9 protein-coding genes are annotated in these 13,729 nt (G+C 47.4%); 6 read left to right on the forward strand and 3 right to left on the reverse strand.

Features of this window, described 5'->3' with window-relative positions; all coding sequences use genetic code 11:
- Positions 1-32: 32 nt before the first annotated feature.
- Positions 33-1,745, forward strand: a complete 1,713-nt coding sequence (locus tag ACYVGR_RS00590; protein ID WP_460953050.1) for an IPT/TIG domain-containing protein — start codon at positions 33-35, stop codon at positions 1,743-1,745.
- 116 nt (positions 1,746-1,861) lie between these two features.
- Here ACYVGR_RS00590 and ACYVGR_RS00595 read toward each other — a convergent pair whose 3' ends face one another.
- Complete coding sequence (locus ACYVGR_RS00595) at positions 1,862-2,866, reverse strand: YpdA family putative bacillithiol disulfide reductase (RefSeq protein ID WP_460953052.1); 1,005 nt, start codon at positions 2,864-2,866, stop codon at positions 1,862-1,864.
- Positions 2,867-3,317: 451 nt separating this feature from the next.
- Here ACYVGR_RS00595 and ACYVGR_RS00600 point away from each other — a divergent pair, with 451 nt between their 5' ends.
- The gene (locus tag ACYVGR_RS00600) at positions 3,318-4,118 is read left to right on the forward strand and encodes a M12 family metallopeptidase (protein ID WP_460953053.1); all 801 of its coding nucleotides are present in this window, start codon (positions 3,318-3,320) and stop codon (positions 4,116-4,118) included.
- Between the two features lie 59 nt (positions 4,119-4,177).
- Here ACYVGR_RS00600 and ACYVGR_RS00605 read toward each other — a convergent pair whose 3' ends face one another.
- On the reverse strand, positions 4,178-7,441 hold the full coding sequence (locus ACYVGR_RS00605; protein ID WP_460953055.1) for an SdrD B-like domain-containing protein: 3,264 nt from the start codon (positions 7,439-7,441) through the stop codon (positions 4,178-4,180).
- A 212-nt stretch (positions 7,442-7,653) separates the two neighbouring features.
- Here ACYVGR_RS00605 and priA point away from each other — a divergent pair, with 212 nt between their 5' ends.
- The 4 genes from priA (at position 7,654) to pyk (ending at position 12,386) form a co-directional block, all read left to right on the forward strand.
- Positions 7,654-10,179 (forward strand): replication restart helicase PriA, encoded by a 2,526-nt coding sequence (gene priA, locus ACYVGR_RS00610; protein WP_460953057.1) that lies wholly within the window; start codon positions 7,654-7,656, stop codon positions 10,177-10,179.
- A gap of 34 nt (positions 10,180-10,213) precedes the next feature.
- Positions 10,214-10,444 (forward strand): hypothetical protein, encoded by a 231-nt coding sequence (locus ACYVGR_RS00615; RefSeq protein ID WP_460953059.1) that lies wholly within the window; start codon positions 10,214-10,216, stop codon positions 10,442-10,444.
- Positions 10,444-10,839, forward strand: a complete 396-nt coding sequence (locus tag ACYVGR_RS00620) for a type II toxin-antitoxin system VapC family toxin (RefSeq protein ID WP_460953060.1) — start codon at positions 10,444-10,446, stop codon at positions 10,837-10,839. Before ACYVGR_RS00615 ends, ACYVGR_RS00620 begins: the two co-directional genes overlap by 1 nt.
- A 110-nt stretch (positions 10,840-10,949) precedes the next feature.
- A complete protein-coding gene (pyk, locus tag ACYVGR_RS00625) occupies positions 10,950-12,386 on the forward strand; it encodes a pyruvate kinase (RefSeq protein ID WP_460953062.1) in 1,437 nt (478 codons plus the stop codon).
- 178 nt (positions 12,387-12,564) lie between these two features.
- Here pyk and ACYVGR_RS00630 read toward each other — a convergent pair whose 3' ends face one another.
- A complete protein-coding gene (locus ACYVGR_RS00630; RefSeq protein WP_460953064.1) occupies positions 12,565-13,665 on the reverse strand; it encodes a zinc-binding metallopeptidase family protein in 1,101 nt (366 codons plus the stop codon).
- Positions 13,666-13,729 lie beyond the last annotated feature (64 nt).

The raw sequence follows: 13,729 nt of genomic DNA on the forward strand, positions 1-13,729 counted from the left end.
AGACAGTACCAATCAAGTTCAATTAAAAACCAATGTTTATGCGAGTTAACCAATTGCGCCGTGGGTGGCACGGCAATTTCTCAGCCTTGACAAGCCTGCTAGTTTTAGCACTGGGCGTATTTCTGGTGGTGTCGTCCTGTAAGAACGACGAGACACCAGCACCGGTTCTGAGTATCACGAGCATTTCACCAACATCGGCTCCAGTTGGTACACCCATCGTTATTACAGGTACAGCGTTCAACGCTACGCCAGCCAGCAACACCGTAACGTTCGGTTCCGTACCCGCTACGGTAACGGGCGCAACAACCACTTCATTAACAGTTGTGGTTCCTGCCAATGCCGGAACGCCAATCAATGTATCGACGGGTGGCGCAACAGTAAGCAGCCCGATCGCGTTTGCCCTGGGTAACAAACCTGTTGTTACAGTGGCATCGAACATTACAGCCAACACAAACTGGACAGCGAGCAATATTTACCTGATTCAGGGGTTTGTAAACGTTACTTCGGGCGCTACGCTGACTATCGAAAAAGGAACAATCATCAAAGGTGCTCCCAAAGAGCAGGACCCAAGCGGTCAGGCTAAAGGTGGTACGCTGATCATTCAGGCAGGTGCTAAAATCAGCGCGGTTGGTACGGCCGATTCGCCAATCATCTTTACTTCGAGCAAAGCAGCTGGTTCGCGTAACTATGGCGACTGGGGTGGCGTTGTTCTGATTGGCAAGGCTCCTACCAACCAACCCGGTGCTACTGCGTTTGAGGGTGGTATTCCAGGTACGATCGGAACTTATACCGACGTTAACGACAACTCGGGTACAATGCAATACTGCCGCATTGAGTTTGGTGGTATCTCCCTGACGAACGTGTCTAACAGCGAAATCAACGGTTTGACCCTCTACGGTGTTGGTGCCGGTACAACCATCGACCACATCCAGGTTTCGTACAGTGGTGATGATTCATACGAGTGGTTTGGCGGTACGGTAAACATGAAAAATCTGGTTGCTTTCCGTGGTTGGGATGATGACTGGGATACTGACTGGGGTTATGTAGGTAAAGTACAGTACGCTCTATCATTACGCGATCCAGAGGTAGCTGACCAATCGGCTTCAAACGGCTTTGAGTCGGATAACTTTAACCCAGGCGCACCCGCTACAGCAGCCAATAACGGCCTACCATTAACGGCTCCTGTATTTGCCAACGTTAGTAACTTCGTTTTCTCGGGTACGCCTTCAAACGCAGCTTCGGCAAAAGGTAGCGGTTCGTATCAATCGGCTATGCACCTGCGTCGGAACACTTCGATCAGCATCTTTAATTCGCTGTTAGTTGGTTATCCCGAGGGGTTACGTCTGGATGCTCAGACTGGTACAACCAACACGCTTGATAACGCTACAGCTGGCAACCTCCAATTACGTGGTATCATTCTGGCTAATATGAATACGCCCATTCGTGGTGCACAATCGATCACAAACGATCAGGCTACTGCGTTCTTCAATACGGCAGCTTACAAAAACCAGATTATTGCTAGCTCTAGTCTGGCTTCATTACTGCTGAACTCAGCCACCTTTACGCTGACAGCTCCTAACTTCCTGCCACAAACGGGTTCGCCTTTGTTGACGGGTGCCATCTGGGATGGCAAAGGTGCTGATGCTTTCTTCACGAAAGAAACGTTCATTGGCGCATTCGGAACCACCAACTGGACCACAGGCTGGACCAACTGGGACCCACAGAACGCCAACTACGATAAGTAATCGGTCAATTAATTTTATATATTGGTGTCGTAAGAAAAGGCCAGGGCTATGCTCTGGCTTTTTTTAGGGCGGTCGATAGCACGAACGAAGACGTTCGCGCTATCGACCGCCCGTTATCAAATCCGTTGAATCAGCTCCGCTACTTTATGCACTTCTCGGCCCATAATGTGATCAATGATGGATTGGGCGTGCTCACGGCCATTTTCAATAAATATTTTCTCCGTATAAATTCCGGCCAGCACCGTACCGCAGACGTATAAACCCGGTACGTTCGTTTCAAACGTCTCTTTATTGTAAACAGGCACCTGGGTTTGTGGATCTAGCTCGATGTCGCAACGGGCCAGTAGTGACGCATCAGGAATATAGCCCGTCAGAATAAACACAAAATCGGCGGGAAGCTGGCTTTCTTCACCCGTTTTCAGGTTCATCACCGTCAGTTGGTTGGTATCAATCTGGGTAACACACGAATCGAAAACAGTTTTTATTTTCCCCTCTTTTACCCGATTCTTTACGTCGGGAATGAGCCAGTATTTTACAGTACTCCGGAAATCTTCGCCCCGATGCACAATCGTGATGTTTACATCGTGACGGTATAACTCAAGAGCCGCTTCGACTGCCGAATTGGACGCGCCAATGATCACCACATTCGTAAACGAGTATTTGAATGGTTCATCGTAGTAGTGCGATACATGAGGCAGACTTTCGCCCGGAATATTGAGCCAGCGTGGGCGGGTAAAATAGCCCGTCGCCATAATCACTTTACGAGCCTGGTACCGATCGCCGGTTGTGGTCGTAATTGTGAACAGGTCGCCTTCCTTCTTCACGTCCCAAACCTCCTGAAATAGTTTGAAATTCAAGTGATAATAGGCTGCGGCTTTCCGGTAATACTGGAGGGCTTCGTCGCGCCCGGCTTTCACGCCCGAAATCGGAAAGGGTAAACCGCCAATTTCAATGTTTTCGGCAGTTGAGAAAAAGCGCATCCGACGTGGGTATTGCCTAAGCGACTCAGTCAGGCTTCCCATTTCCAAAATTAAATGGCTCAGGCCAGCTTTAGTTGCTTCGATACCAGCGGCCAACCCACAAGGCCCGCCCCCAACAATAACGACGTCAAATAGTTGCATAATATAGTTTTGAAAGATTCGTCATTTCCGACAAAATGGCCAACCGGTATCAGAAAACGGCTTTTATCGGTCTAAGAATAATCTAAAGATCACTACGACAAGCAACGAAGAGTTCCCGTCAAAGATTCCTCTTAATCGACAGCGTCTGGCAACGTAGTTCATTGAAACTGCCACTTAATAGATATTTATAGTTTGATTCTTTATCATACATCCACACGTTATAGTGGAAACGTATATATGTCTTAGAAACTATAAGATACCAATTTTACCACATACTAACCGTTAAGTATATTTTAAAGAAAAAACGCAAACAGTACAAATCCTTTTATGTTCATTTGGCAAACTAAATATCTCAACAATGAAAGGAACATTTTCTCATCTCACTCACTTCGTTCTATCTATTGTTTTAGTAAGCTGCTCGCAAGATCCAACAGCCACAACGCTGAGCACCATGACACCCGTATCCAAGGCTACGCGAGCCGAGGAAGCTTTTCCGAACCAGCGGGGAGTGTCAAAGAGCGCTTATCTGAACGGACAAAAAGTCAATTATAATCTGATTGGCGATCAGGCTGTATTTGAAAGCGATATACTTCTACAGCCCGAAAGTTTGAAAGAACAATCTGACATGCAAACCGCAGGAACTGGCCGTTCCAAAACTTCGGCTTGGTGGCCTAACAAAATCGTTTATTATGCCATTGATCCATCCTTGCCCAATCAGGCTCGCGTAACCGATGCCATTGCCCACTGGGAGGCCAATACACCGATTCGTTTCGTTCAACGTACAACGCAACGGGGCTATGTGATGTTTAAAACGGGTTCGGGCTGTTCGTCAAACGTTGGTTATTCGGGAGGGTTACAATACGTGAATCTGGCCAGCAGTTGCACAACCGGAAATACGATTCACGAAATTGGGCACACGTTAGGCCTTTGGCACGAACAGTCGAGAGCCGATCGCGATAACTTTGTGACGATCAACACGGCCAATATAATCTCCGGGTACGAAACGGATTTCCAAACGTATATCCAGCGAGGCAGCGATGGTTTCGACTATGATTCTGGACTGGATTTTGGCTCGATTATGCTCTATGGGTCGTATGACTTCTCTAAAAATGGTCAGCCAACCATGACCAAGAAAGATGGGTCGACATTTGTCGGACAGCGGAATGGATTGTCTCAAACAGATATAAACACCATATACTATATGTATGAGCCTGATATGGCTCTCAGCAAAATAGATACAAAGCAGAAATAAAAAAGCGTGTGGTGGATTTCAGGGTCTGAAATCCACCACACGCCATACTAACGATGTATCTATCGAATTCGCCTAACTGTGATAGGCACACAAACGGGCACGTGATTTATACACGGATCGTCGTTATTACTAGGCAATAGCTCTACGCTAGCGGATACTTTACACCCATTTACGCCTGTTGCTGTCACTGTATAGTCACCAGGGACGCTAACCACTGGTTCAGATTCAGTACTGGTAAATCCATTCGGGCCAGACCATAGTAAGGTAGCACCGGGTGCCTCCGCATATAAGGTTGCCGTACAGTTTACACAGGCCAGACCTGCTCCAGCAGCCGTCAGGTTAGTAGGTGCGGTTGTATCTGACGTCACATTGGTCGTAACTGTTGTCAACGTACCAGGACAATCTAGGCTACTGATCGTAAGCGTATATGTACCCGCAACCGATACGACTGGGTTCTGTTCTGCGCTGGTAAAGCTACCGGGACCAGTCCAGGCATACGTAGCAACAGAGGCAACCGAACCGTCGCCATAAAGCGCATGCCCTTTCAGGGTAACTTGCTTCACGGTGCAGGTGATTTCACCCCCTGTAGCCGAAGCGGACAACGATGGGGAAACCTTTATAACCACCGGACTCGATTGGCGGCAGGATGGGTTTTCTGGCGTGGGGTAAATAATGGCGTAGACATATTGCTGTGAAGGAGCAGCCGTGTTGTTCACCGTGTTGATTGCCGGATGATACAACACCGCCCGGCTGTTGGCATCGGGCATAACTGTACCCAACACAACACCCCCGCTTCCATACATAGCTGTACCCGATTGTGGCGTCGTAAATAATACAAACCGAACTGAATCAACCCGGCTCAAATGACTCCCAAGGGCAGCGATGGAATCTACAGCGAGTCCGGCACATACCTCAATAGGATCTTTCTCAGCAATTAGTTCGGGGCAAGAATAAATCGACAAATCATTCGTAAAATCATTCTGACCAGCGTCTTTCGAGGTTACAGCAATGACTGCCGATCCACCAACTAACTGAGCATCTGAATCACGTAAATCTGGATCTGTATAATTTGACCGATTAAGCGGTGAAAGCGAATAATAACGTTGCGGAACCGCAGCGCCCTGTCTGGCTCCACGAGCCGCCACTCGACCACCTGCCCCGGCCAAAGGTTTCGTTCCGTTTAAGGTTATATCCAACTTCGGCAACTGCAGGGTGTCCATCCGAATCTCATACTTATGATTGTATAGAAGCCCGCCAGGTACAGTTGTGTTATTGAAATAAAACTGCCCGCCATCATGGGTTGTCTGCGTGCCAACCAGGGCACCGCCATTTTCCATATCATGCAGCGTCAGTACAATGCCGTCGATACCTGGCTCATACGCATCCTGAATCCCGTCGCGGTTATCATCGAACCAAACCCGGTTACCAATCTCTACAGTGGCGGGGTCGCAAAGGGATTTGTTGGCGCCAAGCCCTGATGCTTTTCCAAACGAACCTGGCGAAAGCGTATATAAAACATAGTTACGATTCAGAGCGCCGTTTTTTGTGTTAAACACTTTTAGGCCGCCCGACTGGTACACATTTTCGATAGGGTCGAAAGCCGTCGTGATCACTTCACTATAACCCGGAATAAATGATAAGGCTCCGTTTGTTACCTCCGAGTGGCCAATATGATCAATGAAGTACCAGTAATCTTTACCAAAAAATTCACCTCCGCCAGGACCTTCGTTGTTACCAACTCCACTGCCCGTCAGATTTCCTGATTTCCCATTGCTTTCGAGAGCAAAAGCTCCGTTGGTATAAGCAGCCCGTAGCAAATCACCACCAGTAAAGCCATCATATAAGCCATTTCCATTCGGATCATGGTTCTTAACACCAGCCATATGCCCGAAACGATCCAGAAAACCGATTAACATGGAGCCATCATCATCGAATTCCAGATCCGCCACAATTGGTTGAGGATGCATCACAAACGTAGGGTTATCACCTAATCCACAAGGCGTTGGCCAGGCATCTGTCCAGGGCAACCAGTGGTCATATTTCGCGCAGCTGTTTTCGGGATGTAAAGGATCGGTAGTCACATCTGTCGGGCCACGCCGAAAATCAAGTGGAAAGGCTAGTACTTCTGTAAATACGGATGTCGATGGGTCGAATTGATAGATCGTTGCTTTAAGGTCACTTTGTAGCCCCGACGTTTCGGCAGAACACACTACGCCGACATAAATTTTCCCGTGATAAACTTTAAGCGCCCACGGCCGAAAATCGCCGTTTGAACAACCCGGATTAGGGACCGACCACGATTTTACAGCAGTAGCCGACGTTGGCACAACAGCTGGCGAATCGATAAACAAACTATATAACTTCCGGTCTTTCAGGTTAATAAAATACAGGGTTTTGTCATCTTCAGATATATCCATGCCACCAAAACTCATTCGTCCCGCTGCACTCATAGAGCCAGGATCGGTGCTGGCCTGCGTTTTATCACCAAATAAATTAGCAAGTGGATCGGCGTGTGGATCATCGCCAACATCAATACCAACCGAACTAACCGACATGAAGGTTGTGGTTGTACCAGATGCAATATCAGTTATGTATATACCCCCAGGGCCGCCGGGTCCAAAACTTACATGGCGTTTAACAACAGACGCGCTAAAGACTTTTTTCGTCCGTCGCTGATAGGCCAGTGCCCATACTGCCCCTACTTCTCCAGCAGTGGCCAGGTGATTAGGCGGAAAATTAGTTGGGCCTGCTACCCCAGATGCATTATATGGGAAACTTACCAACGCATCTGCCTTCGCCGATTGCTTATCCTCTGGTACGGTATTTCCGTCTTTATCGGTTGTTATCTGCGTATTGCCATTCACATAACAAGGGGTAATTATGCCAACTCCCGTCCGTTGGCAATAATCTGCCGGATAATTGATACCAAGATTTGCCGTAGTAGAGGGAGCCGTTATAAACTGCACACTCGTGCCGCTACCCGTTCCAAAAGGCCCGTTGTAGTCGCCAGTTGGCAAGCCTGCAAACTCAACGCGTACGATCTTACCCGCTGGCACGTCGGTACTATTAAATGAATAAGACCCATCAGCAGCGGTTGTGGTCGATATTGGTGTCTTGCTTAAGTCAACAAAAGCCAGAACAGTAACTCCGGCTACACCTACTTCAATGGGTAGTGTGTCGGAGCGAATTCCATTTAGGTCAAAGTCACGAAAAACAATGCCCTTTACCTGCGCATTAGCCGTTGTTATACAGGCAACAAGCACCCATAAAGCGACTAACCATTTCCTGTAGGGATCAGCGGTGGATACATAAATTTGCTTCATAAATTGAGAATCTTCGTTGGAAAAAGGAATGTACTAAACGCTGGAGAGCTAATAAACTATTGATACAAAACCAGTTACAATAAAAAATAACTAACTTTATTAAGGATACTTATTGTTCATCAGATCAAATAGCCAAGCATTTGCCAGACAAAACCCTTGCCAGACGGCTGGCGGTTTTCTACGTATATTTACCCTCCATACTGCTCAAATCTGTGGAAAACCAGTTAAACACGTTGTTTTCGTCATTCGAGAGCGAAGAAATAACTTTCTTCGCTGACCTAATTTTACCAATTCCGGTACCAAAATTGTTCACGTATAGAGTTCCGCGAGGAATGGCCGACACGCTCAAAATTGGTGCCAGAGTTATTGTACCGTTTGGTAAAAAAAATAGCCGGGTGCTTACGGCTGTTGTGGCTAAACTGCATAATTCACCGCCTACGGCTTATCAGGCACGTTATATCAGCGAAGTGCTGGATGAATATCCGTTAGTTACAGGCTATCAACTGGAGTTGTTTAGGTGGATGGCGGAGTATTATATGTGCTGTATTGGCGACGTAATGAACGTTGCCTTGCCGTCGGGTTTGAAGATTTCGAGCCAGTCCAAAGTACAGGCCAATCCGGATTTCGACTATCCCGAACTACTTACTGAATTTGAGGGAACCCTACTGGCCGAACTCAAAAAACACCCGGCCCTTTCCTATGAAGAACTTGGTCGGTTGGCTGGCGAAGGCACCAATGTCCCTGCCCTGATTAAGTCATTAGTAGGTAAAAAAGCAGTCATCGTTTTTGAAGAGGTTCGGGAAAAATACATCCCGAAAATGATCCGTAAGGTTCGCCTTCATCCTAATTATGAAGAGCGGGAACAACTGCTGGTTTTGCTGCAACGGCTCGAAAAACTACCTAAACAGCAGGAGGTAGTTATGCGCTACCTGAGCCATGTCCCGATGCAGCGCAGCCCGGAACTGAATCAGAAAGGATTGGATAAAACGATCCTCAATCAGGACGACGAACTATCGCAATCTTCGCTGACAACGCTCATCAAAAATCAGGTATTCGAGACGTTTGAAGTAATTCAGCCTCGTTTTTCGGACAATGCCGCTCCGCAGGTGGAAATCAAACTAACCGATGCCCAGCAAACGGCTTCGTCGCAGATTATGGCGCAGTTCGAGAACCAGAATATTGTTCTGCTGCATGGTATTACAGGGAGTGGTAAAACGGAAGTTTACATTGATCTTATCCGGCAGGCACTCGATAGTGGCTCGCAGGTGCTTTATCTACTTCCCGAAATTGCCCTGACCACGCAGATTGTGGTCCGTCTGCAACGCGTTTTTGGGGATAAAATGGGCATTTATCACTCCAAGTTCTCAGACAATGAGCGCGTGGAAGTCTGGAAAGGAGTGGTATCGGGTCAGTATCAGTTTGTGGTTGGCGTGCGTTCGGCCGTTTTTTTGCCTTTCGATAATCTGGGTCTCATTATCGTGGATGAAGAGCACGAAACCAGTTATAAACAACACGACCCGGCCCCGCGCTATCATGCCCGCGATGTAGCCATTATGCTGGCTCACTGGCAGCAGGCTAAAGTATTGTTAGGTTCGGCCACCCCATCACTCGAAACCTACTTTCAGGCTAAGCAAGGACGCTATGGTTTGGTAGAGCTTTTCCAGCGATTCGGAAACGCTACATTGCCGAATATTCTTCTGGTGAATCTTCAACAGGAAAAACGGCAGAAAACGATGAAAAATGAATTTTCATCAGCCTTATATACGGCACTCGAAGCCAACATTGAGCGGAAAGAACAAAGTATTCTGTTCCAAAATCGCCGGGGTTACTCGCCCTATATGCAGTGCGAGGATTGCGACTGGACGGCCGAATGCCCTAACTGCGCCGTAAGCCTGACCTACCACCAGCGCGACGCCGAACTACGCTGCCACTACTGTGGGCATAAAGATCAGGTGCCGCGTACCTGCCCAACCTGCGGATCTACGAAAGTGCGAACTATTGGCTTTGGCACCGAGAAACTGGAAGATCAGCTCCAGATTTTCTTTCCGGAATCGAAAGTGATTCGAATGGATTTAGACACGACACGCGCCAAAAATGCGTATCAGCAGATCATTCAGGAATTTGAAACGGGCCAGGTCGATATTCTCGTTGGCACCCAGATGATTACCAAAGGGTTGGATTTCGACAACGTTAGTCTGGTTGGTATTTTCGACGCCGATCGGCTTATTCATTTCCCAGATTTTCGAGCGACTGAGCGGGCTTTTCAAATGATTACGCAGGTAAGCGGTCGGGCTGGTCGACGTGCAGGAAGACAAGGAACCGTCCTGATTCAAACCCAAAATCCGCAACAGCCGATTCTGCAAAAAGTGATTCAGAACGACTATAAGGGTTTATACGAAGAAGAAATTCAGGAACGTCAGGATTTTAACTACCCACCTTTCTGCCGACTGATTAAACTCACCGTTCGACATACCGACAAAATCACCAGTCACCGTGCCGCCGAGCGCCTTGCTGCCGAATTGACCGATGCACTGGGTAGTAGTCGGATTCTGGGTCCAGAAGAGCCGTTAGTGGAGCGGATTCGGAACCAGTTTCTGTTCGACATTCTCATCAAAATCGAACGCGATAAAGTGAACATCAAGGCCGTAAAAGCCTACATCCAGGACCGTATCAACGACATCCTGACCGACAAGGGATTACGGCAAGTGAGTATCGTGGCTGATGTGGATTGTTTGTAATTTTTTCGTGTTATTGCTAAAAAACAGCACAGCTATGTTGGCAACAGTGACAGGAACCTACAAAAACGGGCAGATTATTCTGGATGAAGAACTGCCCGTAAAAAGCCAAAACGCCAAAGTGATTGTGACGCTTGTGGAAGATGCCGTCGAAAACCAGGAAAAGCCCAAACGTCAACTGGGTCGTTTACCAGGAGCATTCACTGATCCATACTGGTCATCGAAGGAATTTAACGACCCAATAGATGACTTGAAAGACTATATGTAATGAACGTTTTACTGGATACGCAAGCGTTAATTTGGTCCCTCAATAATTCTCCTAAGCTTACAGAGACAGCACGCTCGCTCATCCAGGGAGCCGACACGGTTTATGTAAGTCCTATCAACTTTTATGAAATTGCCATAAAAACTGTACTTGGGAGAAATTCAGGCATCAAAGGACCAATTCATCAAATTATACAAGAAGCTTTACTATCCGGTTTTGTATGGCTGCCTATATCTGGCAATCATATTGAAGCCTACACGAAGCTACCGCTTCATGAAAATCACCGTGACCCATTCGATCGATTGATTCTAGCAACTGCCCTCGCCGATGGGTTGACCATCATTTCATCGGATCACAATTTCCCGCTCTACAGCGACCTTGTCAAAACTATCTGGTAAGGACAGCCCTGTAAGGTTTCCCGTAAAATTTACACGAATACAACTGTTTATAAGCCCATCCGGTTATTTTTGCACCGGCTTCTGGCCGATTTTGCCCAATTTTCCATCCTATGTCAAAGAAAACCAAGATCGTAGCCACCGTTGGCCCGGCTTCCGAAACCAAAGAACAATTGCTGGCATTAGCCAAAGCCGGAGTAAATGTATTCCGACTGAACTTCTCCCACGGTACTCACGAAGACCATCTGCAGCGGCTTACCCGCGTTCGCGAAATCAACGAGGAATACAACTTAAATCTCTGTGTACTACAGGATTTACAAGGTCCCAAAATTCGTATCGGTAACGTTGAGAACAAAGATGGCGTGATGATCGTGCCGGGTCAGGAACTGGTCTTCACCAACGAAGATATACTAGGTTCGGCCACGCGTGTTAGTACACCCTACAAAGACATGTACCGCGATGTGCATCCAGGTGAGCGTATCCTGATGGATGATGGGAAACTGGAGGTTCGGGTGCTTCGTACGGAAGGCACCGATGTTGTTACCGAAGTCGTTTACGGTGGTCCGATGAAGTCGAAAAAAGGCGTCAACCTGCCAAACACGAAGGTATCGATGCCTGCTGTAACCGAAAAAGACTGGGCCGACCTTGAGTTTGGCCTCGAACACGATGCCGAATGGATTGCGCTGTCGTTCGTACGGGAAGCGTCTGAAATTCTTGAAATTAAGGAATACATCAAATCGAAGGGCAAAAAGAGTCGCGTTATTGCGAAAATCGAAAAGCCTGAAGCGATTCAAAACATCGACGAGATCGTTGCTGCAACTGATGGCTTAATGGTGGCTCGGGGTGACCTCGGGGTTGAGTTACCAGCCGAAGAGGTGCCGATGATTCAGAAAATGCTGGTTGAGAAATGCAACAAAGCAGGCAAGCCCGTTATTGTAGCTACGCAGATGCTCGAAAGCATGATCGATGCTCCTCGTCCAACCCGTGCTGAAATCAACGATATTGCCAACTCCGTAATGGATGGTGCTGATGCGGTTATGTTGAGTGCAGAAACCGCTTCGGGTAAATACCCAATTCTGGCGGTTGAAAGCATGGCAAATACCATCAAACAGGTTGAAGCCACTACTGATAAAATTTATTATCGCTACCACGCCTACGTGAATGAGCACCCAACCGAAAACGTGCTCAATGATAACGTGGTTATGAGTGCCTGCCGACTAGCCCGCGACACTCACGCGAAAGCGATTATTGGCATTACGAACTCGGGTTATACTGCCGTTCGAATTTCGCACCACCGCCCCAAAGCGGATCTGTACGTTTTCTCTAACGACGCTCAGCTACGGAATACGCTTGGTTTATATTGGGGTGTACAAGTGCTTCCTTATGAGCCAGATCTAACCCTGACGGTTGATCAGACGGTTGAAGCCATTAAACAAACGCTTATAGGACAAGGTAAGCTGCAATCTGGCGATATTTTCATCAATACGCTCAGCATGCCGTTAACGCAGTCTCGCAAGACGAATACCGTCAAATTGAGCACGGTCGATTAGCAATGGAATAAGCTGGCGCGGGTATTTACCCGTGTCTTTAATTTTGTCAGCATTCGCTGACGCATGAACAGACGAAATGCCAGCCAATGCTGGCTATATGAGAAGGCACGAGTGAATACTCGCGCCAGACGGCAAACAAAATCGCTAGTTGATAACCAACTAGCGATTTTGCTTTTACCTACGCAAATACAGCCTGCCGCTGCATGTTGTTTTTCATCAGACGCCCCTGCTTCACCAGTTTATGAATAAATTTCATTTTCTGAATCACTGCTGGGGTAAACACCTCAGGAACCATATCCAGCAAGCCCAGCGTACGATTCATTTCATTCAGTTTGATGCCCAGCTCCTCGTATTTGAGGAGCATTTTTTCGAAAGGAGCACCTTCGAAATCAACCGCTTCTTCGGCTTCCAGCAATAAATGAACACTGTCGGCTGTGTCCAGAATGGTAATCATTTCCAGGTACGCCCGAAATGTCTCCGCAAAGTCTTCCCAAGGGTGCATACTGGCATAGGCACTAATATAACTGAGCGGCCAGTCGGGCTTGGGGCCGTACTGGTAGTATTGGTTCATGGCATACGAATAACCCAGCGACGTATGATCGCCGAATACGGCCTTACATTCCTCTTCGCACTTATTCTGAACCAACAGTTGCCAATAGTAATGACCAATTTCATGATGAAAATGACCAATTAACGTACGCCGAGCCTCACCAAAATCCACCCGTAGTTTTTCCCGTTCTATTGGATCGGCTTCCTCAATATTAATCGTTATTGTGCCATCAGCGTGGCCTGTAAATACTTTTTCGGCAATAATCGCATCTGTTCCCGCATGCGTTATCTGAACCACATCTCCTTTGAAGTCAAAAGTTAACGGAAGTGGGAATCCGTCATAGATCGACCCGTAAGGCAGATTTAACAAATCCAGTGTATAAATAAGTCGCCGTTTAGCCGCTTCGAGGTTATACCATTTCTCCCGATTACCAGGTACACTCATATCCGGTACCACCCGATTCAGGCTACAGCATTTGCAATAAGCATTGGCTTCCTGCCAGGTCGTTTTTACTTCCACCAACCGATTACAAACCTGATAATTCCGGTAGTTCAAACACTTTGTTACCTGAGCCCGACAATGATTGCAGCTATACGTATAGGCATCTACGGCGTCGAGCGACCGGATCCCTTCGCAGGAAGGGCACCAGCCTACTTCCCGATGGCAAACAACACAGGACGAGTTTTCAAAGTGTAACGTATTACCACATTGGCATGGATATATTTTCATCAGTACTATCTGTTCATTTAACGTGAGTAAAGGCCTGTTAGCCTGTACTATAACTACAGGACCA

The sequence above is a fragment of the Spirosoma litoris genome (assembly GCF_054776755.1).

Coding starts and splice junctions, on each gene's coding strand:
- ACYVGR_RS00590 (WP_460953050.1), top strand. CDS start 33: ATGTTTATGCGAGTTAACCAATTGCGCCGTGGGTGGCACGGCAATTTC.
- ACYVGR_RS00595 (WP_460953052.1), bottom strand. CDS start 2,866: ATGCAACTATTTGACGTCGTTATTGTTGGGGGCGGGCCTTGTGGGTTG.
- ACYVGR_RS00600 (WP_460953053.1), top strand. CDS start 3,318: ATGACACCCGTATCCAAGGCTACGCGAGCCGAGGAAGCTTTTCCGAAC.
- ACYVGR_RS00605 (WP_460953055.1), bottom strand. CDS start 7,441: ATGAAGCAAATTTATGTATCCACCGCTGATCCCTACAGGAAATGGTTA.
- ACYVGR_RS00615 (WP_460953059.1), top strand. CDS start 10,214: ATGTTGGCAACAGTGACAGGAACCTACAAAAACGGGCAGATTATTCTG.
- ACYVGR_RS00620 (WP_460953060.1), top strand. CDS start 10,444: ATGAACGTTTTACTGGATACGCAAGCGTTAATTTGGTCCCTCAATAAT.
- pyk (WP_460953062.1), top strand. CDS start 10,950: ATGTCAAAGAAAACCAAGATCGTAGCCACCGTTGGCCCGGCTTCCGAA.
- ACYVGR_RS00630 (WP_460953064.1), bottom strand. CDS start 13,665: ATGAAAATATATCCATGCCAATGTGGTAATACGTTACACTTTGAAAAC.